At 65.7% G+C, this 24,266-nt stretch carries 26 protein-coding genes; 5 read left to right on the forward strand and 21 right to left on the reverse strand.

The genetic code is table 11. The features are described 5' to 3' along the window. Nucleotides 1-10: 10 nt before the first annotated feature. Together nrfD and AC1DSJ_RS07000 are read left to right on the forward strand one after the other, a co-directional pair. Nucleotides 11-1,045: an NrfD/PsrC family molybdoenzyme membrane anchor subunit gene (nrfD, locus tag AC1DSJ_RS06995; protein ID WP_342067336.1), complete on the forward strand. Its 1,035-nt coding sequence runs from the start codon at nt 11-13 to the stop codon at nt 1,043-1,045. 116 nt (nt 1,046-1,161) lie between these two features. Then, nucleotides 1,162-4,359 carry a tetrathionate reductase subunit A gene (locus tag AC1DSJ_RS07000; RefSeq protein ID WP_441371314.1) on the forward strand — a complete coding sequence of 1,066 codons (3,198 nt, stop codon included), beginning with the start codon at nt 1,162-1,164 and terminating at the stop codon, nt 4,357-4,359. 66 nt (nt 4,360-4,425) lie between these two features. Here AC1DSJ_RS07000 and ccmI read toward each other — a convergent pair whose 3' ends face one another. From ccmI to AC1DSJ_RS07080, 16 genes are all read right to left on the reverse strand, one after another. Then, entirely contained in the window at nt 4,426-5,790 is a 1,365-nt protein-coding gene (gene ccmI, locus AC1DSJ_RS07005) for a c-type cytochrome biogenesis protein CcmI (protein WP_054426295.1), read from the reverse strand. After that, nucleotides 5,787-6,266, reverse strand: coding sequence for a cytochrome c-type biogenesis protein (locus AC1DSJ_RS07010; RefSeq protein ID WP_175170022.1), 480 nt, complete (start codon nt 6,264-6,266; stop codon nt 5,787-5,789). Before AC1DSJ_RS07010 ends, ccmI begins: the two co-directional genes overlap by 4 nt. 62 nt (nt 6,267-6,328) lie before the next feature. Beyond that, a complete protein-coding gene (locus AC1DSJ_RS07015) occupies nt 6,329-6,850 on the reverse strand; it encodes a DsbE family thiol:disulfide interchange protein (protein WP_054426293.1) in 522 nt (173 codons plus the stop codon). Next, nucleotides 6,850-8,877 (reverse strand): heme lyase CcmF/NrfE family subunit, encoded by a 2,028-nt coding sequence (locus AC1DSJ_RS07020; protein ID WP_342067334.1) that lies wholly within the window; start codon nt 8,875-8,877, stop codon nt 6,850-6,852. Before AC1DSJ_RS07020 ends, AC1DSJ_RS07015 begins: the two co-directional genes overlap by 1 nt. Then, nucleotides 8,874-9,362, reverse strand: coding sequence for a cytochrome c maturation protein CcmE (gene ccmE / locus AC1DSJ_RS07025; protein ID WP_175169924.1), 489 nt, complete (start codon nt 9,360-9,362; stop codon nt 8,874-8,876). The genes AC1DSJ_RS07020 and ccmE overlap by 4 nt, the downstream gene beginning before the upstream one ends. Continuing rightward, the gene (gene ccmD / locus AC1DSJ_RS07030; protein WP_082387181.1) at nt 9,359-9,574 is read right to left on the reverse strand and encodes a heme exporter protein CcmD; all 216 of its coding nucleotides are present in this window, start codon (nt 9,572-9,574) and stop codon (nt 9,359-9,361) included. Before ccmD ends, ccmE begins: the two co-directional genes overlap by 4 nt. Next, nucleotides 9,571-10,344, reverse strand: a complete 774-nt coding sequence (gene ccmC, locus AC1DSJ_RS07035; protein ID WP_054426390.1) for a heme ABC transporter permease CcmC — start codon at nt 10,342-10,344, stop codon at nt 9,571-9,573. The genes ccmD and ccmC overlap by 4 nt, the downstream gene beginning before the upstream one ends. 56 nt (nt 10,345-10,400) lie before the next feature. Continuing rightward, a complete protein-coding gene (gene ccmB, locus AC1DSJ_RS07040) occupies nt 10,401-11,066 on the reverse strand; it encodes a heme exporter protein CcmB (RefSeq protein ID WP_441371181.1) in 666 nt (221 codons plus the stop codon). Further along, nucleotides 11,032-11,784, reverse strand: a complete 753-nt coding sequence (ccmA, locus tag AC1DSJ_RS07045; RefSeq protein ID WP_054426285.1) for a heme ABC exporter ATP-binding protein CcmA — start codon at nt 11,782-11,784, stop codon at nt 11,032-11,034. The genes ccmB and ccmA overlap by 35 nt, the downstream gene beginning before the upstream one ends. After that, nucleotides 11,771-12,406 carry a cytochrome c3 family protein gene (locus AC1DSJ_RS07050; RefSeq protein ID WP_054426283.1) on the reverse strand — a complete coding sequence of 212 codons (636 nt, stop codon included), beginning with the start codon at nt 12,404-12,406 and terminating at the stop codon, nt 11,771-11,773. The genes ccmA and AC1DSJ_RS07050 overlap by 14 nt, the downstream gene beginning before the upstream one ends. A 16-nt stretch (nt 12,407-12,422) precedes the next feature. Then, nucleotides 12,423-12,911, reverse strand: a complete 489-nt coding sequence (locus AC1DSJ_RS07055) for a nitrate reductase cytochrome c-type subunit (RefSeq protein ID WP_054426281.1) — start codon at nt 12,909-12,911, stop codon at nt 12,423-12,425. A gap of 19 nt (nt 12,912-12,930) precedes the next feature. Beyond that, nucleotides 12,931-15,426: a periplasmic nitrate reductase subunit alpha gene (gene napA / locus AC1DSJ_RS07060; protein WP_054426279.1), complete on the reverse strand. Its 2,496-nt coding sequence runs from the start codon at nt 15,424-15,426 to the stop codon at nt 12,931-12,933. Continuing rightward, nucleotides 15,410-15,724 carry a chaperone NapD gene (locus AC1DSJ_RS07065; protein ID WP_054426277.1) on the reverse strand — a complete coding sequence of 105 codons (315 nt, stop codon included), beginning with the start codon at nt 15,722-15,724 and terminating at the stop codon, nt 15,410-15,412. Before AC1DSJ_RS07065 ends, napA begins: the two co-directional genes overlap by 17 nt. Before the next feature lie 21 nt (nt 15,725-15,745). Beyond that, nucleotides 15,746-15,904 carry a periplasmic nitrate reductase, NapE protein gene (gene napE, locus AC1DSJ_RS07070; protein WP_054426275.1) on the reverse strand — a complete coding sequence of 53 codons (159 nt, stop codon included), beginning with the start codon at nt 15,902-15,904 and terminating at the stop codon, nt 15,746-15,748. A 270-nt stretch (nt 15,905-16,174) separates the two neighbouring features. Next, the gene (locus AC1DSJ_RS07075) at nt 16,175-17,029 is read right to left on the reverse strand and encodes a beta-keto acid cleavage family enzyme (protein ID WP_054426273.1); all 855 of its coding nucleotides are present in this window, start codon (nt 17,027-17,029) and stop codon (nt 16,175-16,177) included. Further along, nucleotides 17,026-17,988 carry a 3-hydroxyacyl-CoA dehydrogenase family protein gene (locus AC1DSJ_RS07080; protein ID WP_054426271.1) on the reverse strand — a complete coding sequence of 321 codons (963 nt, stop codon included), beginning with the start codon at nt 17,986-17,988 and terminating at the stop codon, nt 17,026-17,028. Before AC1DSJ_RS07080 ends, AC1DSJ_RS07075 begins: the two co-directional genes overlap by 4 nt. Nucleotides 17,989-18,110: 122 nt before the next feature. Here AC1DSJ_RS07080 and AC1DSJ_RS07085 point away from each other — a divergent pair, with 122 nt between their 5' ends. Then, complete coding sequence (locus AC1DSJ_RS07085; protein WP_054426269.1) at nt 18,111-19,019, forward strand: LysR family transcriptional regulator; 909 nt, start codon at nt 18,111-18,113, stop codon at nt 19,017-19,019. A gap of 4 nt (nt 19,020-19,023) precedes the next feature. On the opposite strand, the gene AC1DSJ_RS07090 is transcribed toward AC1DSJ_RS07085, so the two are convergent. The 3 genes from AC1DSJ_RS07090 to AC1DSJ_RS07100 all read right to left on the reverse strand — a co-directional run bounded on the left by AC1DSJ_RS07090 (nt 19,024) and on the right by AC1DSJ_RS07100 (nt 20,776). After that, nucleotides 19,024-19,599: a hypothetical protein gene (locus AC1DSJ_RS07090; protein WP_441371182.1), complete on the reverse strand. Its 576-nt coding sequence runs from the start codon at nt 19,597-19,599 to the stop codon at nt 19,024-19,026. A 95-nt stretch (nt 19,600-19,694) separates the two neighbouring features. After that, nucleotides 19,695-19,895 (reverse strand): hypothetical protein, encoded by a 201-nt coding sequence (locus tag AC1DSJ_RS07095; RefSeq protein ID WP_441371183.1) that lies wholly within the window; start codon nt 19,893-19,895, stop codon nt 19,695-19,697. 110 nt (nt 19,896-20,005) lie between these two features. Next, entirely contained in the window at nt 20,006-20,776 is a 771-nt protein-coding gene (locus AC1DSJ_RS07100; RefSeq protein WP_441371184.1) for a hypothetical protein, read from the reverse strand. Nucleotides 20,777-20,966: 190 nt separating this feature from the next. Here AC1DSJ_RS07100 and AC1DSJ_RS07105 point away from each other — a divergent pair, with 190 nt between their 5' ends. Further along, nucleotides 20,967-21,203 carry an AbrB/MazE/SpoVT family DNA-binding domain-containing protein gene (locus AC1DSJ_RS07105; RefSeq protein WP_175169930.1) on the forward strand — a complete coding sequence of 79 codons (237 nt, stop codon included), beginning with the start codon at nt 20,967-20,969 and terminating at the stop codon, nt 21,201-21,203. After that, complete coding sequence (locus AC1DSJ_RS07110) at nt 21,196-21,633, forward strand: PIN domain-containing protein (RefSeq protein WP_175170023.1); 438 nt, start codon at nt 21,196-21,198, stop codon at nt 21,631-21,633. The genes AC1DSJ_RS07105 and AC1DSJ_RS07110 overlap by 8 nt, the downstream gene beginning before the upstream one ends. 28 nt (nt 21,634-21,661) lie before the next feature. Here AC1DSJ_RS07110 and AC1DSJ_RS07115 read toward each other — a convergent pair whose 3' ends face one another. Together AC1DSJ_RS07115 and AC1DSJ_RS07120 are read right to left on the reverse strand one after the other, a co-directional pair. After that, nucleotides 21,662-22,345: a GntR family transcriptional regulator gene (locus AC1DSJ_RS07115; protein WP_054426262.1), complete on the reverse strand. Its 684-nt coding sequence runs from the start codon at nt 22,343-22,345 to the stop codon at nt 21,662-21,664. 52 nt (nt 22,346-22,397) lie between these two features. Continuing rightward, nucleotides 22,398-24,173 carry an IlvD/Edd family dehydratase gene (locus tag AC1DSJ_RS07120; RefSeq protein ID WP_476760285.1) on the reverse strand — a complete coding sequence of 592 codons (1,776 nt, stop codon included), beginning with the start codon at nt 24,171-24,173 and terminating at the stop codon, nt 22,398-22,400. Between the last annotated feature and the right edge of the window lie 93 nt (nt 24,174-24,266).

Genomic DNA, 24,266 nt, shown 5'->3' on the forward strand with positions numbered 1-24,266 from the left:
GGGGACATTCATGCAGATCTCGGAATTGCTCACGCCGGTCTATGACGCCGCCTGGCTGCCTTGGGCCGTGCAGTATTTCTTTCTTATCGGCATCGCCGCCACCACCGCACTGACCGCCGCCTTCGCCGCATTCGGCCACGCCGGCTCGCCCGCGCGCCAACTGCTGCCCGCCGCCGCGGCCGTACTGCTCGTCACCGCCATCGCAGCGCCTGTATCGCTACTTGCCGACTTACATCAGCCCGGAAGATTCTGGCACTTCTACGCGCACCTCACGCCCTGGTCATGGATGTGGCTTGGCGCCTTGCTGCTGCCCGTCTTCGTCGGCCTGTCCGTGCTGTTCTGCGCCGCCTGGTGGTGGGGCCGAATCGCGTGGGCTCGCCTGCTGGCCGTTGCCCTGGCCCTGTCCGCCTTGTCCATCCTGGTCTACACCGGCGCCGAAGTCATGGTGCTGCGTTCACGGCCCTTGTGGCACACCGTGTTCCTGCCCATCAACTTCGCGCTGACCGCCTGGCTCGGCGCATTGGGCGCCATGTTCCTGGTGGGCCGCTGGCTGCCGGGCGGCCTGAAGGCGGTGCCGGTGGGCCTGCTGCGCCGCCTGAGCCTGACTGCGGTTGTCATGATGACGCTGGGCGCAGGCGCCTGGAGCCTGCTCGGCATGCTGGGCCTGGACCCGTCGTTTGACGCCGCGCTGCGCCTGTTCGCCGAATTCCCCATCTGGCGCATCAGCCTGGCCGGCGCCGTCATCACCGGCTTCTGCATGATCGCCTTACTGCAACGGCCCGCATCGTCGCTGACCGCGCCGCTGCCGTCCGCCACGCTTGCGCTCACGATGCTGGCCGCCGCATGGATCTTCCGCTGGGTGGTCTTCATGAGCGTCCAAGGCGTACCCAAGTACGGCGCCGGACTCTATTTGTACGAGATGCCATGGGGCAGCGACGGCCTGCTGGGCATGGTCGGTGTGCTGGGCCTGTGCGTGGCGCTGGTCACCATGGTGACCTGGGCCTTGGAACGGTTCCCCGCTCGCGCACGTGGCATGGCGGCCTGAGGCGGCCGCCACATCAGGCCGCTAAATGATGCCGCCAAATCAGGCCAGCCAAATGAGGCCAGCCGAATAAGGCCAGCCAGATGAGCCCGCCCGAACAAGACATGGAAGACAACACAATGAACAAGCTCCCCGATCACGACAAGCCGGACCCTACGGCTGACGACCCCCACGAAAACTCCCCGCAAGACGCCGCCCGTCGCAAGCTGATGGTGCGCGGCGGCCTCGTCGCCGGCGGCATGGCCGCCTTTGCGGCCGGCTACGGTGAAACCGTCACGCGCGCCGTCAAAGGCCTGGCCCACGGTACGGCCGGCGTCCCCACCGCCCACGCCGTGCGCGGCAACTCGCTGACGCCGGAATTCCGCATCGACCCGCTCACCGGCCTGCTCAACGCCCAACCCGGCCAGACCGTCAGCCCCTCCAGCTGTCTGGGCTGCTGGACGCAATGCGGCGTGCGCCTGCGCATCGACACCAAAGAAAACCGCATCCTGCGCGTGGCGGGCAACCCGTATCACCCGCTGGCCACGACGCGGCCCGCCGCCATGGAAGCGCCCGTGCGCGACGTCTACGCGCAACTGGGCGGCGACAACGGCCTGGAAGGGCGAGCCACGTCCTGCGCACGCGGCTCCGCCATGCTGGAACAAATGAACAGCCCGTTCCGCGTGCTGCAACCGATGAAGCGCGTCGGCGCCCGCGGCGAAGGCAAGTGGCAAACCATCTCGTTCGAACAGCTGGTGCAGGAAGTCTGCGAAGGCGGCGATCTCTTTGGCGAAGGCCATGTGGACGGCCTGCGCGCCATCTACGACCGCGACACTCCGCTGGACCCCGACAACCCCGAGTACGGCGCACGCGTCAATCAGTTCCTCTTTACCGATGCCTCCAACGAAGGCCGCACGCCGCTGATCCAGCGCTTTGCCGCGCAGTCGTTTGGCACGGTCAACTTCAGCAACCACGGCTCGTATTGCGGACAAAGCTTTCGCGTCGGCGCGGGCGCGGCGTTGGGCGACTTGAAAGGCATGCCGCACGGCAAACCCGATTGGGACAACGCACGCTTTGGCCTGTTCATTGGCGCGGCCCCGGCGCAGGCCGGCAACCCGTTCCAGCGGCAAGCCCGCCAGTTGGCCGAAGCCCGCGTGCGTCCGGAAGAAGACAGCTTCACCTACGTCGTCGTGTCGCCCATGCTGCCCGCATCATCCAGCTTGTCGGCAGGGTCGGGCAACGAGTGGCTGCCCGTGAACCCCGCCGGTGACCTCGCGCTGGCCATGGGGCTGATCCGCTGGATTCTGGATCACGAACGCTTCGACGCCCGCGCGTTGGCGCAGCCCGGCCCCAACGCCATGAAGGCGGCGGGCGAAGCCACCTGGACCAACGCCACGCATCTGGTCGTGGCCGAACGCGGCCATCCGCGCCTGGGCAGTTTCGTGCGCGGCGCAGACATGGGCTGGCCGCGCCCGGCCGACGCCGATGACAAGTGGGAAGACGTCTACGTCGTGCGCCTGGAAGACGGCACGCTGGCGCCGCACACGACGGCGTCGCCCGCCACGCTGTTCGTGGACGACGCCATTGCCGTACCCGGGCTGTCGGCGGACCCGCTGCGCGTCTGCTCGTCGCTGGCCCTGCTGCGCGAAGAATCGCACCGCAAGTCGCTGGACGAATACGCCACCTTAAGCGGCGTGCCGGCCGACAAGATGGCATCGCTGGCGGAACGCTTCACCAGCTACGGCAAACGCGCCGTGGCCGATGCGCATGGCGGCACCATGAGCGGCGCGGGCTTCTACACGGCCTACGCCATCGCCATGCTCAACACGCTGGTCGGCAACTTGAACGTGGACGGCGGACTGGTGCTGGACGCCGGCCCGTTCCCGCCTTACGGCCCCGGCCCGCGCTACAACATCGCCGGCTTCGCCAACCGCGCCACGCCCAAAGGCGTGGCCCTGTCGCGCAACCGTTTCCCCTACGAGAAATCCAGCGAATTCAAGCGCAAGAAGGCAGCCGGCCAGCCGGTGTACCCGGCGTCGGCGCCCTGGTATCCGGCAACCGGCGGCTTGAGTTCAGAGATGCTGGCATCCGCCTTGGCCGGGTATCCCTACCGCGCCAAAGTCTGGTTCAACCACATGAGCAACCCGGTCTACGGCATTGCCGGCTTCAAGACCGTGCTGGCCGACAAGATGAAAGACCCGCGCATCTTGCCGCTGTCGGTGTCGATCAACCCCTTCATCAACGAGACCAACGCGCTGGCCGACTACATCGTGCCCGACACCGTCACCTATGAAAGCTGGGGCGTGTCGGCGCCGTGGGCGGACGTGGTCGCCAAAGCGTCCACCGTGCGCTGGCCCGCCGTGCAACCCCGCGTGGCGCGCACCGCCACCAACGAACCCGTGTGCCTGGAAACATTCCTGATCGCCTGCGCCAAGCGCCTGGGAATGCCAGGCTTTGGCGCCAACGCCATCTCGGATAAAGACGGCGGCAAGCACGCGCTGGACACGCCGGAAGACTTCTTCCTGCGCGGCATGGCCAACATCGCATTTTCTGCGGGCCGCCCCGTGCCGGAAGCCAGCGACGACGACATGGCGTTGACTGGTGTGGACCGCTATCGCGGCCTGCTGGAGCAAAAGCTCAAGCCCGGCGAATGGCGGCAGGTGGCAATGCTGATGAGCCGGGGCGGGCGCTTCGACAAGATGGAAGACGCCTGGGTGCAAAACGGAGAATCGCGGCAGACGCGTCTGGCCTACGCCAAGCCTCTGCAAATCTGGAGCGAAGAACTGGCCGGTTTCCGGCACGCGATGACGGGCGAACGCTATAGCGGCTGCCCCACGTGGTATCCCGCAAGGCTGGCCGATGGCCGCGACGTGCGCGCCGAGTATCCCGCGCAGCAGTGGCCGTTCCTGCTTAGCTCGTTCAAGTCGAACCTGATGAGCTCGATGTCCATCGGCGTGAACCGCTTGCGCCAGGTGCATCCGCATAACCCGGTGTCAATCAACCGGCAGGATGGTGAACGCCTGGGCATCCGCAACGGCGACGCCGTGCGCATCGTGACGCCGGGCGGCGCGGTGACGGGGTTGGCGCTGCTGCGCGACGGCATCCAGCCGGGCGCGGTCGGCATCGAGCACGGCTATGGCCATACCGAACTGGGCGCGCGCGTGCACGTGGTGGACGGCAAGCCCATGCCGCATGACGCGTCGCTGTCGGCGGGCGTCAACCTGAACGACTTGGGCTTTGGCGACACGACTCGGGGCGAGCACGCCAACGTGTGGATCGATTGGGTGTCGGGGGCGGCGGTGCGCCAAGGCTTGCCGGCGCGCATCGAGCGGGTGTAGGGAAGGGGGGCCGATGCCCCAGCCTGACGCGGAAAGCCTCGCGTCAGTGCCTGAGGCTGGACGTCATCACGGCGTGACCGTGTCGGCCACCAGTTCCAGCCCGTCGGCAGGCACTGCCACGTCAGGCAGCATGCCGCTCAAGTCGCCAGGCTGAGCGGCGGCCGTGCCAGACCGGCTGATCCGGATTTCCACCCGGACCTTGCTGGCGCGGGACAGCGTGGCGTCGGGCGACATCGCGTTGCTGTCATCCAGTACGAAGGCGCGCGGCAAGTCCGACACGCGCATGCGCAGAATAGCCAGAGGCATGCGCGAGCCTTCAACGGGCCGCGCCAGAATGAACACGGTATCGCCGGGCCGCACGTTGCTGCGCAGCGATTCGGCGATGCGTGCGTGGCCGCTCAGGCGGGGCGTGGTGGCGGCGGTGCTGGCCTGCGGCGCCGGTGTTGCGGGTGCGCCGGCAGCCGGGCTGCCCGAAGCCGGTATGCCCGCAGCCGGTATGCCCGAAGCCGGTACGCCCGCAGCCGGTATGCCCGCAGCCGGTACGCCCGCAGCCGGTATGCCCGCAGCCGGTACTCCCGTCGCCGCCATCCCCCGAGCTTGCGCGATGTTCGATTGAATCTGACGTGCGGCTTCCGAATCCGGGGGCAGCAGCGTTTGCAAGCGTTCCCAATGCGCCAGCGCTTCGGCCGCGTCGCCCCGGCGCAGCGCCATCATGCCCGCCAGCGCCAAGGCTTTGGGCTGGTCGGGTTGTGCCGCCAACGCTTGCGCCACGGCCGCGATGGCGTTCGCGTCTGGCACGCCCTGATTGGCTGAAAGCAGTGCGTCGGCCAGATCGGCCAGCACGGCGGGTTGCCCCGGCACCAGACGCAGCACCTGCTGATACGCCGCCACCGCATCCGTGTAGCGGCCCAGCGTTTCGTAAGAGCGCGCCAGCGTGTACCAGCCGTCGGCGTCATCCGGCGTGGCGCGCAGGCGCTGCGCCAACGCGTTGATGGCTAGCGCCATGTCGTCGCCCGAGTCCTCGGCATGCGGTTCGGCCGCACGCGTCATGGTCACATCCGCCGCCGCCCGCGGGTTGCCCAGCTTGCCGTACAGCAGCACGGCGGCCACGGGAATCAGAACGCTTAACAGGCAGGCGGCGGCGATGCCGGCGCGCTGCCCACCGGCCGGCGCCGCTTGCGATTGGCGCAGCGCCAGGTCTTGCAACAGGTCACGCTGCAACTCCTCTTCCGCCCGCACACGTGCGGCCGGACTGAGACTGCCGTTGTTCAGGTCGCGCTGCAATTGTTCGCGCTGAGCCAGATAGAAGGCGCGCACATTGGCGTCTGCCGTGGCGGACGGCCGCGTCGGCGGACGGCGCACCAGCGGCGGGATCAGACACAGCAGCGTGGCCAGCAACAGCAACAGCACAACGAGCCATAGCGTGGTCATGAGCCAGTGTCCAGAAAGCGGGCGGCGCGGGCGCGTTCGTCGGCGGTCAGCGGCGCGCGGGCGCCGGCGCGCCGTTTGAGCGTACGCAGCAACACCCAGAAGCCCAGCGCCAGCAGGGCAAAGGGGCCTAGCCACAGCAACCAGGTGATGGGTTTGAAAGGCGGGTCGTAGCGCACGAAGTCGCCGTAGCGGTCTTCGAAGAAACGCATGATCTGGGCGTCGCTACGGCCTTCGGCCAACTGCGCATGGATCAGGTTGCGCATGTCATGCGCCAGCGGCGCGTTGGAGTCGGCCAGCGTCTGGTTCTGGCAGACCAGGCAGCGCAAGCCGTGCGCGAGTTTGTCGGCGCGCTGCTGATCGGCGGGCGATAAGGCGGGCAGGGCGGCAGCCGGAGGCGTGGCGGCAAAGGCGGCGGGCAGCGCATTCAACGCCGTCGCCAGGGTCAAGGCCAGCGTCAACGCCAACGCCAGCCTCATGCCCACCCGCAACGCCAACCTCTCCCTCAGCGTCAGCGCAGTCATCCCTTGCCGGCGCGCCGTCATTTCAGCTCCTTGATCAGCGGCTGAATCCGCGTGCGCCAGATCTCCGGGGTGATCAGCCCCAGCTGCTTGTAGCGAATACGCCCTGCGCCATCGATCACAAACGTTTCCGGCACGCCGTAGACGCCGTATTCGATCCCGACGCGGCCATCGGTGTCGGACGCCGACGCGATGTACGGGTTGCCATTGCGCGCCAGCCAGGCCAGCGCGTCGTCCGGTTTGTCTTTGTAGTTCAACCCATACAACGGCACGCCGTGGCGCTGGGCGGCTTCGCGCAGCACGGGCAATTCTTCGCGGCAGGGCGCGCACCACGACGCCCACACGTTCAGCAGCCACACCTGCCCGCGCAGCGATTGCACATCCAATTGTTGGCCCGGCGCTTGCAGCAGCGGCAGGCTGATTGCGGGGGCGGGCTTGTCGATCATGGCGGACGGCACGGCGCGTGGGTCACGCGACAGGCCCATCGCCAGGAAAATGGCCATCGCCATGAACACGCCCAGCGGCAGCAGGTAGCGCAGCATCAGACGCCCTCCCGCGATGCGTGGTGAACTGGGCGGCTATCGGGGGGCAAGGTTTTCGGATCGCGCACCCCCGCTTCTTGCGTGCGGCGATAGCGCTTGTCGCCCGCCGCCAGCAATCCGCCCAGCGCCATCAGCAGGCAGCCCGTCCAGATCCATGTCATGAAGGGTTTGACCTGAATACGCACCGTCCACGCCGTGTCGCCCACGGGTTCGCCCAGCGCCACGAACAGGTCGCGCGTGAAGCCGCTGTCAATATCCGCCTGGCTCAGCGCCATGTCCTGCACCGTGTACAAGCGCTTTTCCGGGTACAGCGTCACCACCGGCTTGCCGTTGCGCGTGACGGGAAACACCGCGCGCTGCGCACTGTAGTTCGGCCCGGTTGCTGGCGCGAGGCTGGCGAATGTGAATTGGTAGCCGCCCGCTTCCTGCGTGGCGCCCAGCTCCAGGCGTAGCTCGTGCTTGACCTCATAGCCGTTGGCCAGCGTGACGCCGGCAATGAAGATGCCCACGCCCGCATGCGCCAGCAGCATGCCGTACCAGCTGCGCGGCTGCCTGCCCAGGCGGCGCAGCCATTGTCCGCGCCCGTCGGTCTTGTCGTTCAGACGTTGCCAGGCGTGGACGGCGGCGCTGGCGACTGCCCACGCCGCCAGCCACAGGCCCAGCATGATCATCGGCGAACCCAGCCGCAGCGGGCCGGGCATGGCCAGCGGCAACAGCACGGCGGTGGCTACACTGACGGCGAAGGCGGCGCGCAAGCGGCGGGCCAGTTCTGGCACCTCGGCCTGCTTCCAGCGCGCCACAGGTCCGACCCCCATCAGAAAAATGGCGGGCGTCATCAACGGCACGAACACGGCTTCGAAGTAGGGTGGCCCGATCGAGATCTTGCCCCAGTCCAATACGTCCAGCACCACGGGATACAGCGTGCCCAGCAGCACGGAGCCGGCCGCTACCGTCAACACCACGTTGTTCGACAGCAACAGCGATTCACGCGACAGCAACGCAAAGCCGCCGCCCAGTCCGACCGTGGGCGCGCGCCAGGCATACAGCATCAACGACCCGCCGACGATCACCGTCATGAAGGCCAGGATGTACAGGCCGCGCCCCGGGTCTACGGCGAACGCGTGGACAGACGTCAGCACGCCCGAGCGCACCAGGAACGTGCCCAGGATGCTGAGCGAAAACGTGCAGATCGCCAGCAACACCGTCCAACTGCGAAACGCGCCGCGCCGCTCGGTGACGATCAGCGAATGAATCAGCGCGGTGCCTGCCAGCCAGGGCATGAACGACGCGTTCTCCACCGGGTCCCAGAACCACCAGCCGCCCCAGCCCAGCACGTAGTACGCCCACGCGCTGCCCAGCAAAATGCCGACGGTCAGAAATGTCCACGCCGCCAGCGTCCAGGGCCGCACCCAGCGTGCCCACAGTGCGTCCAGCTCGCCCGACAGCAGCGCGGCGATGGCGAAGGCGAAGGCCACCGAAAATCCCACATACCCCATGTACAGCATGGGCGGATGCACGATCATGCCGGGGTCTTGCAGCAACGGGTTCAGGTCGCGGCCGGCCATGGCGGGGGGCATCAGCCGTTCAAACGGGTTGGACAGAAACAGCAGAAACAGCAGAAAGCCCACGCTGATCCCGCCCATCACCGCCAGCACGCGGGCGGCAAAGGGCAGCGGCAGGCGGCGGCTGAAGACGGCCACGGCCAAGGTCCAGGCGGTAAGCAAGTACAGCCATAGCAGCAGCGAGCCCTCATGCCCGCCCCACACAGCGGCGAAACGGTAGGCGGCGGGCAGGTCGGCATGCGAATTGCCCGCCACGTACAGCACCGAAAAATCGTTATGCACGAACGACCAGGCCAGGCAGCCAAAGGCCAGCGTCGTCAGCGCGAATTGGCCGACAGCGGCGGGCCGGGCCACGCGCAGCCCCGCTTGCCAGCCAGTGGCCGCGCCAATCAGCGGCAGCGTCGTTTGCGCCAGCGCCACCAGCAGCGCCAGGATCAGGCTGAAAAGGCCGATCTCGGGAATCATCGCGCCTCCGCCCGCATGGCGCTGTTGGCCGTGGCCGTGGCGTTGGCGTTGGCGGGACCTTTGTTGCCCGCCCGCTTCAACGCGTCGGCGGCTTCGGGCGGCATGTAGTTTTCATCGTGCTTGGCCAACACCTCGGTGGCGCGGAATACGCCGTCGGCATCCAGCTTGCCGGCGGCGACGACGCCCTTGCCCTCGCGGAACAGGTCGGGCAACAAACCTTGGTAGGTGACGGGTACGGTGTGCGCGGTGTCCGTCACGATGAAGCGCAAGGTCAGGCCGTCGGCGTCGCGGCGGACCGAGCCTGGCTCCACCAGCCCGCCCACGCGGAAACTGCCGGTGCGCGGCGCTTCCTTGGCCGCCACTTGAGACGGGCTGAAGAAGAACACCAGATTGGATTGCAATGCGTTGAGCACCAGCGCGGTGGCCAGCGCCAGCAGGCCGAGCCCGCCCGAGATGGCCAAGGCGCGACGCTTGCGCGGGGTCATGGGCGGTCCTCATCGGGGCGGACGGTACCGGGGCGGTCCATACCGGGGCGGTCCACACCGGGGCGATCCGCACCCGCGCGCCTATCGCGGCGAACGCGTGCGCGGCGCCACAGCAGCATGACTTCCACGCCCATCAGCACCGCCGTCACGCCATACGCGCCCAGAATGTACGGACCATGCCCCTGAAGGGAAAAGATCGCATCCCAAGTCATCGGGCCTCCTTCGCGTTGGCGTGCAGCACGCCCGGCTCACGCTCCGCGATGATGCCGCGCACGCGCGCCAGCGCCACGGCCGCGCTGTATAGCCAGAACGCCGCCACCATCAGCAGCATGGCGGTGACCATGATGCGCGCCATGCTGGGCGCGGCCGTCAGATTGATGGACGCGCCTTGATGCAGCGTGCTCCACCAGCGCACCGAGAAATAGATGATGGGCACATTCACCACGCCGGCCAGCAGCAGAATGGCGCCGCCGCGATCGGCGCGCCGGATGTCGTCGGTGGCGGCCTGCAAGGCCATGAAGCCCAAATATAAGAACAGCAGAATCAATTCCGACGTCAGGCGCGCATCCCACACCCACCACGCGCCCCACGTGGGCTTGCCCCACAACGCGCCTGTCCACAAGGTCAGGAAGGTGAACAGCGCACCCGTGGGCGCCAGCGCACGCATCATCATGAACGACAGCCGCGTGTTGTAAATCAGGCCCAGCGCGGCATACCCGGCCATCACCAGATACAGAAACATCGACATCCACGCCGCCGCCACATGGATGAAAAGAATGCGGTAGACCTCGCCCTGCTGGCTGTCGGTAGGCGCAACCGCCAGCCCCACCACCAGGCCCGCGGCGGCGAATAACGCGGCGGCCAGCGCCAGCAGCGGAATCAGCCGCCCGGCCAGCGGGTAAAACACCGCCGGCGATGCGTAACGCATCCAGCCCGAGCCAGACGCGGCGGCGTGCGCTGAGCCCGGCAGCGACGGTGACATGGACCCCGGCGAGGGCTGAGGCGAATGGAAGGCGGGAAGCTTCTGCATGGGGCCTCTTAGTCCAGCGCCACGCGCAGCGCGGCGGACGCGCTCCAGGGGCACAACAGAATGGCCAGGCACAGGCAGGCGCCCAGCAGCGACAATTGCGGCCCGGCGGCCAAGCCCGCGTGCGTGGCCGACACCGCGCCCGCGCCAAAGATCAGCACGGGCACATACAGCGGCAGCACCAGCAAGGGCAAGAGCGCGCCGCCGCGCAAACCCAGCGTCAGCGCCGCGCCCAGCCCGCCCACCAGCGCCAGCGTGGGGGTACCCAGCAGCAGCGATAGCGCAAGCACGCCAATTGCCTCGGGCGGCAAGCCGAATTGCAAGGCCAGCACGGGGCTGGCGAGTATCAGCGGCAAGCACACGCTGAACCAGTGCGCGGCCAGCTTCACGCCCACCAGCAAGGGCAGCGGATGCGGTGACACCAGCAACTGTTCCAGCGCGCCGCTGTCATGGTCTTGGGAAAACGGACGATGCAGGCTCAGCAGGATGCCCAGCAGCGCGCAGACCCACAGCACGCCTGGCCCGATGGCCAGCAGCAACGCGGGGTCCGGGCCTATTGCCAGCGGGAACAACGAGCCCGCAACGATGAAGAACAGCGTGGCGCCCAACGTATCGGCGGGCCGGCGCCAGGCGAGCCGGATATCACGCAGCGCCAACTGAGACAGCGTAGCCAGCATCCGCGTAGTCATCCAGGTTGAGGGTTTGCGTGCGGGTTGCGGCCGCTGCCACCGCATTCGGCTTGCGGTGCGACGCCACCACCGCTGCGCCGCCGGCGTCCAGGTGCGCATCCAGGGCCGTCCACAACTGATCCAGGCTGGCCGCGTCCAGCCCCGCATCGGGTTCGTCCAGCAGCCATAACGGCTTGCCGCCCAGCACCACGGCGGCCAGCGCCAGCCGGCGGCCCTGGCCTTGCGACAGGCGCGCGGCAGGGGTGTGCAGACAGGCATCCAGGCGCCAGGTGCGCAAGGCGCTTGCGATGGCGTCATCGTCTTGCGGCGTGCCTGCCACGTGCAGGCTATACCGCATGTTCTCCAATGCGCTCAACTCGCCGGTCAGCCCATTGGCGTGGCCCAGAAACGCCACGCGGGCGAAGTAGGCGGATGGGTCTTGCCGGAAGTTGCTGCCTTGTGCATACAAGTCGCCGGACAGCGGGCGCAGCAGCCCCGCCAGCATGCGCAGCAAGCTCGTCTTGCCGCTGCCGTTGGCGCCTTGCACATGCAGCAGCTGGCCGGCGTGCAGATCAAAGCTGACCGCGCGTAAGCCATCGGGTTCGCCATGGAGTGGGCCACTGCGTTCGCCATGGGGGCCGCCAACCTGTCCGCCGTTCAGTCCCCCGCGCGGGCTGCGTAGCGCGCAAGCCGCCAGCATCGGCGGCGGGGCGTCAGCGGGCCGCATTCGCAACCTCTTTGGGCGCGCCGGGCGGTGTTGCATCGGAAGTCTGGCCCGGTGGAATGTGCGGCAGCGTGTGGGCAATGCCCTTGTGGCAATCGATGCAGGTCTTGGACTTGTCCGCCAGATACGTGCTGTGCATGTTCTGCGCACGCACGCTCTGGCGCGTGAAGTCCATGTATTCGTAGTTATGGCAGTTGCGGCATTCCAGCGAATCGTTGGCCTTGAAGCGCGCCCATTCGTGCTGCGCCAGTTCCAGCCGCTTGTCCACAAACTTTTCCCGTGTGTCGATGGTGCCGAAGATCTTGCCCCACACTTCCTTGGACGCCTGCATCTTGCGCGCGATCTTGTCCGTCCAGTTGTGCGGCACGTGGCAGTCGGAACACAGCGCGCGCACGCCTGACCGGTTGGTGAAGTGGATGGTGCCCTTCAATTCGGCGTACACGTTGTCGCGCATTTCGTGGCAGCCGGTGCAGAATTTTTCGGTGTTGGTCAGTTCCATTGCGGTGTTGAAGGCGCCCCAGAACAGGATGCCGCCAATAAAGCCGCCGATCGTCAGAAAGCCCAGGCTGAAATGCACGCTGGGGCGGCGGATGATGTTCCAGTAGCGCTTCAGAAGCTTGAACATGGCGGCGTCCTCTTCCTTACTTCTTCTGGGACGCCGGGGCGGTCAGGCGCTTGAGGATCACGTCGATGTCTTCATACGTGTTCGACACCAGCGGTTTGGCCTCGGCCTGCGGCACGTGGCATTGCACACAGAAATAGCGGCGCGGCGACACCTCGGCCAGCACATTGCTGTCGCGGTCCATGTAGTGCGTCACGCTTAAGGGTGGCGCCTGCGTTTCCTCGGTGTTCACGCGGGCATGGCAGGCCAGGCAGCGGTTGTAGTTCTTGTCGATCTGATAGCCGTCGATCTTGTGCGGAATGGTGGGTGGCTGCATCGAATACGTCCGCATCCGCTTGATGTCCTTGTTTTCAATCGGGCTGATCAGCGGCGGATTGGTTTCCTCGGCAATTGGCGTAGGGCCGCGCATGGGGTCTTCGACCTCAAGCGGCGGGGCGGCCCAGGCGGCCGAACTCAGGGCCGAGCCGATGGCGATCACGATGGCGATGGCGGTAGCGCGTACGTTCATGGCTGTCTCCCGGGCGCCTTCAGACCTTGACGATCTTGACCGCGCACTTCTTGAAGTCGGTCTGGAACGAGATCGGGTCGGTGGCGTCCAGCGTGACCTTGTTGATCAGCTGGCCGGCGTCAAACCAGGGCACGAAGACAAGGCCGCGCGGCGGCTTGTTGCGCCCGCGCGTCTCAAGCCGCGTGCGCATCTTGCCGCGCCGCGACACGATCTCGACTTCCACGCCGCGGCGCAGGCCCATCGCCTGCGCATCGTCGGGGTGCATGAAACAGACCGCGTTGGGAAAGGCGCGATACAGCTCAGGCACGCGCCGCGTCATCGAACCCGAATGCCAGTGCTCCAGCACGCGGCCGGTGGACAGCCAGAACGGATATTCCTGGTCTGGCGATTCCGGGGGCGGCTCGTAGGGCAGGGCGTAGATGACGGCGCGGCCGTCCGGGTTGCCGTAGAACTCGAAGCCCGCGCCGGCTTTGACGTAAGGGTCGCTGCCTTCGCGGTAGCGCCACAGCGTTTCCTTGCCATTGACGACCGGCCAGCGCAGGCCGCGCGCTTCGTGGTAGGTGTCAAACGGCGCCAGGTCGTGGCCGTGGCCGCGGCCGAATTCCGCGTACTCCTCGAACAGCCCTTTCTGCGCATAGAAACCGAACGCCTTCGCTTCCTGGTTTTCGTAGTCGGCGTTCAATTCGCTGTTGGGGAATTTGTTGACCTTGCCATTGGCGAACAGCACGTCGAACAGCGTCTTGCCGCGGTACTCGGGCTTTTTCGCCAACAAGTCCGCCGGCCACACTTCTTCCACCTTGAAGCGCTTGGAAAACTCCATCAGCTGCCACAAATCAGAGCGCGCATCGCCCGGCGCATTCACCAGCTGATGCCAGAACTGCGTGCGCCGTTCTGCGTTGCCATAGGCGCCTTCCTTTTCCACCCACATCGCGGCGGGCAGGATCAGGTCGGCGGAAATGGTGGTGACGGTGGGGTAGGCGTCCGACACAACGATGAAGTTGTCGGGGTTGCGGTAGCCGGGCAAACCTTCATTCATCAGGTTGGCGGCGGCCTGCATATTGTTGTTGACCATCACCCAGTAGGCGTTGATCTGCCCGTCTTTCAGCATGCGGTTTTGCAGCACGGCGTGCGCGCCCACCTTGTCGGGGATGGTGCCGTCGGGCAGTTGCCACAATGCTTCGGCATGCGCGCGGTGCTTGGGGTTGGTGACCACCAGGTCGGCGGGCAGGCGATGCGAGAACGTGCCCACTTCGCGCGCGGTGCCACAGGCCGAAGGCTGCCCCGTCAACGAGAACGGGCTGTTGCCCGGCGTGGAGATTTTGCCCGTCAGCAGGTGGATGTTGTAGACCATGTTGTTGGCCCACACTCCGCGCGTGTGCTGGTTGAAACCCATTGTCCAGAATGACGTCACGCGGATTTTCGGGTCGGCGTAAAGCTCAGCCAGATCCTGCAATTGCTTTTGCGGCACGCCGGTCAGTTTGGACGTGTATTCCAGGTCGTACTTTGAGACGAACTTCGCAAAGTCGTCATAGGTGATGGGCTTGGAGCCGCCGGCCTTGTCGGCGTTCTTGGCGGCCTTTTGCAAGGGGTGGTCGGGCCGCAAGCCATAGCCGATGTCGGTATTGCCTTCGTGAAACACCGTGTGCTTGTCCACGAAGTCGCGGTTCACGCGCTTGGTCTGGATGATGTAGTTGGCGATGTAGTTCAGAATGGCCAGGTCCGTTTGCGGCGTGAACGTCAGCGTCAGGTCGGCCAGTTCGTACGAGCGGTGCTCGAAGGTGGACAGCACCGCCACCTTGGTCTTGGGCGCAGACAAACGCCGGTCGGTGACGCGCGTCCACAGAATGGGGTGCATCTCGGCCATGTTCGAACCCCACAGCACGAAGGCGTCGGCGTTCTCGATGTCGTCATAACAGCCCATGGGTTCGTCGGCGCCGAAGGTGCGCATGAAGCCCACGGCGGCCGACGCCATACAGTGCCGCGCGTTCGGGTCCAGGTTGTTTGACCGGAAGCCCGCCTTCATCAGCTTGAGTGCGGCGTAGCCTTCCCATACGGTCCATTGCCCTGAACCGAACATGCCCACCGCAGTCGGCCCTTTGTCCTTCAACACCCGCTTGAACTGTTCGGCCATCACGTCAAAGGCCTGGTCCCAGGACACCGGCGCGAACTCGCCGTCCTTGGCGTACTTGCCGTCTTTCATCCGCAACAACGGGGTCGTCAACCGGTCGTTGCCGTACATGATCTTCGACAGGAAATAGCCCTTGACGCAGTTCAGGCCCTTGTTGACCTCGGCGTTGAAATCGCCATGCGTGGCCACGACCTGGTTGTCTTTCACCGCGACGTTCACGCCGCAGCCGGTCCCGCAGAATCGACAGGGCGCCTTCGACCATTTCAGTTTGGCGGCCTCGGATTCGGTCACGATGTTCTGCGTGTAGCCCACGATGGGAATGCCGGCCACGGTGGCGGCGGCAGCCGCTGCGGATTGCTTGATGAAGTCTCTACGAGCCATGGACATCGCCAATCTCCTCGTTCATCGCGGCGAGCGTGTCGGCGTGCTGGTAGACCAGCGCCGAAGCCAACACGCCATCCAGGCGCTGGATCTCGGAGATCCGCGCCATCATGTCGTCGGTGGAGGGCGCTTCCAGCGTGACGACCAGCTTGCCGGTGTCGGACGCGCCATGGATTTCCGATCCCGCAATCGCCAATATCGCGGCGCGGACCTCGGGCAGTCGTTGGGGCAGGGCGTGCACCACCAGGCTCGCGATGTGCAGCTCGGGCGCCGCAGCGGGCGCAAGGGGGGGAAGCGCGGACATGGAGGGTTCCGTCGCGTCTGTTCAGCTGCCCGGAGGGCCGGCAAGCAGCTGGTAGAACCAGACGATGAAACCGTATCCCGCCACGATGATGACCGTAAGGACGGGGGCCATGACTGCCGTCAGGAACAGAAAGCTTCGCAGCTCCTGCGGCTTGGTATAGCCATCAGACTCGTTTTGCACACACCACCTCACTTTGACAGTTGGGGTATTGCATTGAACGTGCGGATGTCGAAGTTTTTAGCAGTGCTTTTACATGCCGTCAATGTTGCATCACGGCGAAACAATCATGAATTGGCGCTGTATAGGCAGGTGCCTGACGCTTGCCCGGACGGGTGTCCGGGGCAAGCGTCAGGCAGCCGTACTGATTCGCGTTGCTAATCAGAAGAAGGGTGACGGCTTCCAGTAGGAAGGGTGAGGGCTTCCTACTGGAAGGGCGAGCGCTTCGCTGGATCAGCCGATTGCGCCGTAGATGCGGCGCGCATCTTCTGCCGTGGCCAAGGGCCGGCCCAGCGCGCGGGCGCCTTCGGCGGCTTGGCGCACCAGGTCGGCATTGCCCGGAGCAATGCCGCCGTCGCGCAGCTTCAGATTATTTTCGAAGCCCACGCGCATGTGGCCCCCGAACGCCGCCGCCGTCGTGACGCAGGCGTTTTCCTCGGGCCCGAAAGCGCAGATCGCCCACGGCAGCGAATGATCGTAGGCAGCCAGAAAGGGCAGCAAGTCATACGCGGATGAGGTCTGGCCCACGCTGTACCGGCCCAGCACGAACAGCACTGACCACGCGCCGGGAGGCACCAGCCCGCGCGCGCGCAGCGACAGCCAGCGCCGCACATCGCCTTCGTCATACAGAATGATCTGCGTCATGATGCGGCGCTCGGCAATCCAGGCCAGGAACGCCGCCAGTTCCGCTTCGGGAATATCCGGCACGGCAATTTCACGCAGGCCGATCGACACGGCTTCGGGTTGCAGTTCACGCACCAGCGCGATTTGTTCCGCGGCCTTGTAGACGCCCGCGGCTTCGCTCGTGACCTGCACCAGCAGCTCGCGGCCCACGGCGCGTTCCACGGCCGCCAGCGCGTCGCGGTACGCCTGCGCGTCCAGCAGATGGCTGCCGTCGGGCTTGCGCACGTGCATGTGCATCATGCCGGCGCCCGCGTCCAGGCAGGCGCGCGCTTCACGCGCCAGGTCGTCGGCCGTCAACGGCACGGCGGGGTGGTCGGCGGCCTTCTTGTAGGCGCCGTTGGGCGCCACGGTGATGATGACGGGGGAATCGGCCAGCGCGGCGCGCGGCAGGGCGGGGGCGTTCAAGGTTGAATCTCCGGCAGCTCGGGGTTGATCAGGTCCAGGCCGGCGCGCAGCAGGCGGTCATAGCGCGCGCGCTCGGCGGCGATGGTCTCGGGCGTCCAGGTGTAGAAGCCTTCGCCCGCCTTCATGCCATAGCGGCCGTCAGCGGCGCGCTCGGTGAGGCAGCGCGCGGGGTGGTCCGCGTTGCAGAAGGTGGGATACATCGTCGCGCCCGCGGCGGCGTGCACATCAATGCCCGCGTGGTCGCGCTGCATGACGGGGCCGGCGGCCAGAAAGCGGAAGCCGAAACCAAAGCGCACGGCGGCGTCCACGTCTTCCGGCGAGGCGATACCGCGGTCGATCAGGTCGAACGCTTCGCGCGACAGCGCGTGCTGCAAGCGGTTGGCCAGAAAGCCCGGCAGGTCCTGCTTGACCTTCACCGGCACACTGCCGCAACGGCGCATGAAGGCGATCAGTGAATCTGCGCACGCGTTGTCGCTGGCCTCACCCAGCACCACTTCCACTAGCGGCACCAGATGCGCCGGCATGAAGAAGTGCAGGCCCAACATGCGGCCGCGCGTCTCCAGGCCCTGGCCGATGGCGCTGATCGGGAAGCTGGAACTGTTGCTGGCCAGGATCGCGTCCGGCCGCGCGCGGCGCACCAAATCCGCAAACAGCGCCTGCTTGATGTCCAACCGTTCGGGAATGCACTCGATGACGAGGTCAACCGTGGACCAGTCCACCTCGTCCAGGCTGGGCGCGGTGGCCAGCAGCGAGGCATTGGCTTCGCGGCCTATCGTCTTCAGGTTCTCGGCCACGCGGGCGGGCAGGCCCGCCGCGCGCTCGGTGTTCGATTCGATCACGGTCGTACGGCAGGCCGCGCGGGTCAACACCACCGCCACGTCAGCGCCCATCGTGCCGCCGCCCACCACCACTGCATGCGCCGCGCCCGGATTGGGCAGCGCTTTTGCGTCCGTCTGCATGGTTTGCTCCTATGTCTGGATCATCATTGGGGGCGAGTGTAGAGAACCCGCTTTGATTGATGAATCAGATTTTTTGGATAGAATGATCGCCAAATCAGATCAATAGGGCGGGGCGGCAAACCATGCAGATCAATCTTTCGATGCGCGATATCGACACCACCCTGGTGCTCGGCCGCACGCTCAACTTCCGCCAGGCGGCCGCGCAGCTGCATTTGTCGCAATCGGCGCTGTCCACCCAGATTCAACGCATTGAAGAGGCGCTGGGCGTGCGCCTGTTTGACCGCACCACGCGCACCGTGCGGCTGACGGCGGCGGGCGAAGTCTTCATGCAGCAGGCCGCGACCTTGCAGGTGGCCTTCCGCGACGCCATTGCCGCCGTCAGCGGCGTCACCAGCGCCGAGCAGGGCCAGGTGTCGGTCGCCGCCTTGCCGTCGCTGGCCGCGCGACTGCTGCCGCGCGTGCTGATGGCCTATCGGCAAGACCATCCCAACGTCGCCCTGAAAGTGCGCGACACCTTGTCTGGCCCCGCGTTCGACCTGGTGCGCGCAGGCGAGGTCGACTTCGCGCTCACCGCCGCCGACCCCCAACACGCCGACCTGCACTACGTGCCGCTGATGTCAGACAGCTTTCTGCTGCTGATCCCCGAGTCGCACGCCCTGGCGAAAACGCGTGGACCGTTGCGCTGGGCCGACACCGCCACCGCCGCGCACGTATCGATGGTGCAGCCCAGCAGCGTGCGGCAGTACACAGAGTGGGCCTTCCTGCAAAACCGCATCCGCTTCACGCCCGCGTTTGAAGCCGAACACCTGACCACCATTGTTGCGATGGTTGAATGCGGTTTCGGCGTGGCGGCGCTACCTGAGATTGCCGCGGGCGCAGTGTCGCAAACCGCCATCGTTCAGCGCCCGCTGATCGGGCCGGTGGCGGAACGGTCGATCGGCTTGGTCACGTCACGCAACCGCAGCCTGTCGCCCGCCGCGGCAGCGCTGGTGCAAACGCTGCGGGAGTATCTGGCGGCGCAGGTGCGGTAGGCGGTCAACGGTCGCGATTCTGCCAGCGTCCTTTTAGCGAGAATCGCTTGGGACGCGGCGGCGGCGAACCCGGCTTGACGACCCAGCGGTGTAGGTTCTCCAGCAGCGCCGCCCGAACCTCCGGCGGATAGTCGTCGATGGTCGTCAGCGGCGGAATCGGTTTGTCCGGCAGGCCCGCTTCCTGAATGATTTTCGGCCAGCGCGGCCGCCAGCACAGCAACAGTGACGCCCAATGCGCCAGGCCCAACACCACCAGCGCAGGCGAGATCAGCAGCATCCCGAACCAGGTAATCGGGCCGCTGTGCCGCAGGTACGGGCCTAGCGCCTCGAACTGTGCGGCGAACGCGGGCCAGGGCAAAGGCAGGTGCGAGCTGATACGCGGCGGGTCAACGGCGTCTAGGCCACCTTCGTCCATGTAGCGGCGGATGTATTCCCACTCGGCTTTCATCTCGGCTTCGCTGACGCTTTTCTTGCCGACAAAAACCATGTTGGGGAATGGCAGCGGAGAGTAGGGGGGGTACCAACCGACGATGAGATTCACACCCGGGACTTCATCGTGATGGATGTCGTCCCAAGGCAATACCGCAATGCCGCCGCAACTGGGCGGGCGATGGAGATAGACCTGGCGGGTGATGCGATTGAAGCGGATGAGGAGGTGGCGAGAGGTGAAGGATTCTAGGCGGGTGAAGCGGAAGAGGTATTTGAATCGTCGCTGGCCAGCTCAAGATTCAGGATGAAAGGCTCGGAAAGCGCTTCCTCCAGCGTGAACTCGACGACCTCGAACACCATGCCGCCGACGATGCTGAAACTGAAGTGCAGGTCGCGCTGTCCGGTCACGATGCCCCCCCGAAATTTGGTGCCGATATGGTCGGCCACATTCCGGCAAGGGGCTATAGGAGGACTATGAAAGTCGGGGACTTGGAGCCCGGCGACCCCATGATGAGCGCGCACCCGGACGTCAGCAGCAATACGGACGCCGCCTCCGCCTACTCGGCTGCAACCGGCTCGGCAAAGCGGAATATCTCGGTGTAAACCGGCTCGCTCCAATAAGTGAGCCTGGCGCCCAGCTCGTCCCGCGCGGCCTTGTAGTCGCCCAGTAGCCCCGCGTACGTCATGTAGGTCTTGTCCGACTCGCCGTAGAACCGCGTAAACGCGCGCGACATCAGCGGGGTGCCTTCCGAGTCCTTCAGCGCGTACTCGATGATCGTCACGGGCTTGTACGAGTCGGTGGCCGACGTGGCCCCATAGCCCGTGCTGACGCGCAACATCAACTGCATGTAGCCATCCGAGGCCACCAGATCATTGGAGGTGCTTTGCGCCAGTTCGCCGCTGCCGCTGGGCCGAGTCACCTGCGTCACCTTCACCTGGCGGCCGTCCTTTTCAAGCAAATCCCCAATCTGCCGGGCGAACCTCTCGTTGAGGCTCTCGCCGGGCAGATTGTCGGTAATCAGTGCGGAGAATTCTTCCGAGCGCCGTTCGGTGCGTGACTTGACATCCAACTTGTGCGCGGCGTCGGCGCCAAGGCCGGCCAATAAACCGATCGGCCCCAGCAAGCCCAGCAGGCTGAGCGACTTGGAACCGCCTAAATCCATCACGACGTATTCGTCAGCGTGGTAGAAAATCTCGACCTGCTTGCCGGACTGGATCGCCGTCCGATTGGCTTGCTTATCTAACTGGTATCTCGGGCTGGGCTGTTTGACTGCGCAACCACAAAGTGCCATTGCTGCAACGACTGCAACTGCGGAAAGCTTCTTCATTTCTTATTCCAAGCCTGACCGTTACTTTGACGGTATGGGTAAAAGGGACGTGCAATGGGGCCCGCAATGGTCGGCCACATTTCAGAAAGGGGCTATAGGACGACTATGAAAGTCAGGGGATGGCTTCTCTGCTTCGCGCTCGACTATCATGGATATACTTTTTATATGTATATCCAAGGAGGGGCTTACGATGCGAGTCGCCAAATGGGGTAACAGTCTGGCCGTGCGTCTTCCGGCCAGCGTGGTGGAGGCGTTGGATCTGCAAGAAGGCGACGATATCGAGATTCACGTGCAGGGTGACCGTCGCTTCGAAGTGCGTAAGACGGCGGGCGAAGAGGGCGTGCTGGCCAAGCTGCGCGAATTTCGTGGCAGGTTGCCCGCGGACTTTGTCTTTAACCGAGATAAGGCGAACCGCCGTGATGGCTAACGCGCGCGTGTTTCTCGATAGCAATATCGTGGTCTATCTCTTGAGCGCGGATTTGGCCAAGGCCAACGTCGCCGAGGTTCTGCTCAGAAGCAAACCCGTCATCAGCGTGCAGGTGTTGAATGAAGTCGCCAACGTCTGCGCGCGCAAGTTGAAAATGGGCTGGGGCGAGATCGACGAATTTCTGGCGATGGTCAGGGTGTTCTGCCGTGTCGCGCCACTGACGGTAGAGACGCACGACAAGGCTCGGCAATTGGCCGAACGCTATCAATTGTCTTTATATGATGCGTGCATCGTGGCGTCGGCGCTGGCGGCGGACAGCGAAATTCTTTACACCGAAGACATGCAAACTGCGATGTCGATTGACGATCGGCTGACGCTGATCAACCCGTTTGTTCAACAGCGTTCACGCCTGGCCGAACCGGGGGCTTGAGCCGCATTGGCGCCACTGGCCTCAAGCATCACGCCCGCAACCGCATCTGCTCCGACGCCAGATACGCGTCTCTCGACGGCAGCAGATGGTCCCGGCAGATGGTCATCAGCGCATTTCGGTCGCCGTCGCGCAGCGCCTGGATCATGGCCCAGTGTTCTTGTCTGGCGCGTTCTCTGTAGCCAGCGGCAACCAGCGTACCGAAGCGGATCGGGTGGGTGCGGCGGGCGTATTCTTCGATGGCCTGGCCTAGCACGGCGTTGTCGAGCAGGCCGAAGAATTCGCGGTGAAAGCGCTGGTTGCTGCGGAACACGCGGCGCGCATCGCCGTCGGTGACTGCGGCGTCGTGTTCGCGCTGCACCGCCACCAGCGCCGCCAGCCGGGCTTCGGGCACGGGTAGCGGCATCTGGCTGGCGGCGTGCACTTCCAGCACTTCGCGCAGCGCGTACAACTCCATGACTTCGCGCGCGGAGAACGTCCGCACGACGGCGCCGATGTTGCGCTTTTTCTCGACCACGCCCAAGAGTTCTAGCTCGCTCAGCACTTGCCGCACGGCATGGCGCTTCATGGAAAAGCGCGCCATCAGCTCGTCCTCGGTCAGGCGTTCGCGCGGGTGCAGCCGGCCGAAGACGATGTCTTCTTCCAGGGCGGCCACCGCGGATTGCGTGGCGTCGGGGGCCTCTGCTTGCAGGGCGTCGGGCGTGATGGCGTTCATGGCGGCGGTTGGGTTGCGGGGGCCTGTGGCGTGGGGGTTGACAGCGTGGGGCTTACTTCTTGGGCACGGTGTCGTGCGTAACGCCGGCGCGCAGGAAGTCGAAATCAACGCCCTGGTCGGCTTGCGTCACGGTTTGCAGGAACAGCTTGCGGTAGCCGCGGTCGGCGGTGGGGCGGGTGATGGGCTTTTCCGCCGCGCGGCGCGCGAGTTCGGCATCGTCCACCAGCAGGGCAATTTCACGTTGCGCCACCGACAGGCGGATGCGGTCGCCATTTTGCACGTAGGCCAGCGGGCCGCCAATGGCGGACTCGGGCGTGACGTGCAGCACGATGGTGCCGGCCGCCGTGCCGCTCATGCGTCCGTCGGAAATGCGCACCATGTCTTTCACGCCCGCGCGCGCCAGCTTCTTGGGGATCGGCATGTAGCCTGCTTCGGGCATGCCCGGCGCGCCGGTCGGGCCAATGCGCTTGAGCACCAGGATGTCGTCGGCGGTCACGTCCAGCGCGTCGTCATCGATGCGGCGCGCCATGTCTTCGGCGTCTTCGAACACCACGGCGCGGCCTTCGTGTTCCATCAGCTTGGGGTTGGCGGCCGATTGCTTGATGATGGCGCCGCCCGGGGCCAGGTTGCCGCGCAGCACGGCCAGGCCGCCCACGGGGTAAATCGGCGACGCGGCCGTGCGGATCACGTCCTGCTTAAAGGGGGCGGGCGCGGCGTCCAGTTCTTCGCCCAGCGTGCGGCCGGACACGGTCATCACGTCCAGGTGCAGGTAGGGGCGCAGTTCGCGCAGCAGCGCGAGCATGCCGCCGGCGTCGTGGAAGTCTTCCATATAGTGCTGGCCCGACGGCTTCAGGTCGACCAGCACGGGGGTTTCGCGGCTGATGCGGTCCAGGCCCGCCAGGTCGATGTCGATACCCAGACGGCCGGCGATGGCGGTCAGGTGGACGATGCCGTTAGTGGACCCGCCGATGGACAGCAGCACGCGCAAGGCGTTTTCGATGGACTTGCCGTTGATGATCTGGTCGGGCGTCAGGCGCGACGCGGCCATGGCAACCGCCGTGGCGCCGGTGCGTTCGGCCACGCGCACTCGGTCGGCGGTGACGGCCGGGGCGGACGCGCCGCCCGCCACCATCATGCCCAGCGCTTCGGTGATGCAGGCCATGGTGCTGGCCGTGCCCATCACGGAACAGGTGCCCACGCTGGCGACCAGCTGATTGTTGACGTCGGCGATTTCCGGCGCGTCGATTTCGTCGGCGCGGTAACGGCCCCAGTAGCGGCGGCAGTCGGTGCAGGCGCCCACGCGTTCGCCGCGATGCGAACCCGTCAGCATCGAACCGGTAACCAGTTGAATGGCCGGCACGCCGGCCGATGCCGCGCCCATCAGTTGCGCSGGCACCGTCTTGTCRCARCCGCCGATCAGYACSACCGCATCCATSGGCTGGGCGCGRATCATTTCCTCGGTGTCCATGGACATGAGGTTGCGCAGGTACATGCTGGTSGGCKSSGAGAAGCTYTCRTGCACCGAGATGGTSGGRAAGTCCAYCGGCAGSCCGCCCGCCAGCATGACGCCGCGCTTGACCGCTTCGATCAGTTGCGGCGCGTTGCCGTGGCAGGGGTTGTAGCTGCTGCCGGTGTTGACGATACCGATGATGGGACGAGCCAGCGCGTCGTCGGACAAGCCGGCGCCCTTGATGAATGCTTTGCGCAAAAACAGCGAGAAACCCTTGTCGCCGTAGTTCGTCAGCCCGCGGGCGACGCCGTGCGCGGTGGCGCTGTCGCTGTCAAAAGGGCCCATCGCGGGCTTGTCGCCCTTGGTCTCGTCCGTCATTTTCAGTCCCGATAATATTATTGATAATCCAGGTGCAAGATCATATCCAGCCTTTGAAATGCACCGCAAGCGGTTTGTGCGCCCCGATATATT

Source organism: Achromobacter sp. 01N37 (genome assembly GCF_056399725.1).

Bases quoted from the DNA above. Each gene is read 5' to 3' on its own strand.
- ccmI (WP_054426295.1), bottom strand. From the start codon at position 5,790: ATGACCACGCTATGGCTCGTTGTGCTGTTGCTGTTGCTGGCCACGCTG.
- AC1DSJ_RS07020 (WP_342067334.1), bottom strand. From the start codon at position 8,877: ATGATTCCCGAGATCGGCCTTTTCAGCCTGATCCTGGCGCTGCTGGTG.
- ccmA (WP_054426285.1), bottom strand. From the start codon at position 11,784: ATGCGGCCCGCTGACGCCCCGCCGCCGATGCTGGCGGCTTGCGCGCTA.
- AC1DSJ_RS07000 (WP_441371314.1), top strand. From the start codon at position 1,162: ATGAACAAGCTCCCCGATCACGACAAGCCGGACCCTACGGCTGACGAC.
- AC1DSJ_RS07050 (WP_054426283.1), bottom strand. From the start codon at position 12,406: ATGTTCAAGCTTCTGAAGCGCTACTGGAACATCATCCGCCGCCCCAGC.
- AC1DSJ_RS07015 (WP_054426293.1), bottom strand. From the start codon at position 6,850: ATGCTGCGCTACCTGCTGCCGCTGGGCGTGTTCATGGCGATGGCCATT.
- AC1DSJ_RS07065 (WP_054426277.1), bottom strand. From the start codon at position 15,724: ATGTCCGCGCTTCCCCCCCTTGCGCCCGCTGCGGCGCCCGAGCTGCAC.
- AC1DSJ_RS07110 (WP_175170023.1), top strand. From the start codon at position 21,196: ATGGCTAACGCGCGCGTGTTTCTCGATAGCAATATCGTGGTCTATCTC.
- ccmE (WP_175169924.1), bottom strand. From the start codon at position 9,362: ATGACCCCGCGCAAGCGTCGCGCCTTGGCCATCTCGGGCGGGCTCGGC.
- napA (WP_054426279.1), bottom strand. From the start codon at position 15,426: ATGTCCATGGCTCGTAGAGACTTCATCAAGCAATCCGCAGCGGCTGCC.
- AC1DSJ_RS07105 (WP_175169930.1), top strand. From the start codon at position 20,967: ATGCGAGTCGCCAAATGGGGTAACAGTCTGGCCGTGCGTCTTCCGGCC.
- AC1DSJ_RS07085 (WP_054426269.1), top strand. From the start codon at position 18,111: ATGCAGATCAATCTTTCGATGCGCGATATCGACACCACCCTGGTGCTC.
- ccmC (WP_054426390.1), bottom strand. From the start codon at position 10,344: ATGTCACCGTCGCTGCCGGGCTCAGCGCACGCCGCCGCGTCTGGCTCG.
- nrfD (WP_342067336.1), top strand. From the start codon at position 11: ATGCAGATCTCGGAATTGCTCACGCCGGTCTATGACGCCGCCTGGCTG.
- AC1DSJ_RS07115 (WP_054426262.1), bottom strand. From the start codon at position 22,345: ATGAACGCCATCACGCCCGACGCCCTGCAAGCAGAGGCCCCCGACGCC.
- AC1DSJ_RS07055 (WP_054426281.1), bottom strand. From the start codon at position 12,911: ATGAACGTACGCGCTACCGCCATCGCCATCGTGATCGCCATCGGCTCG.
- ccmB (WP_441371181.1), bottom strand. From the start codon at position 11,066: ATGCTGGCTACGCTGTCTCAGTTGGCGCTGCGTGATATCCGGCTCGCC.
- AC1DSJ_RS07010 (WP_175170022.1), bottom strand. From the start codon at position 6,266: ATGAGGCTGGCGTTGGCGTTGACGCTGGCCTTGACCCTGGCGACGGCG.
- AC1DSJ_RS07080 (WP_054426271.1), bottom strand. From the start codon at position 17,988: ATGCAGACGGACGCAAAAGCGCTGCCCAATCCGGGCGCGGCGCATGCA.
- ccmD (WP_082387181.1), bottom strand. From the start codon at position 9,574: ATGACTTGGGATGCGATCTTTTCCCTTCAGGGGCATGGTCCGTACATT.
- AC1DSJ_RS07100 (WP_441371184.1), bottom strand. From the start codon at position 20,776: ATGAAGAAGCTTTCCGCAGTTGCAGTCGTTGCAGCAATGGCACTTTGT.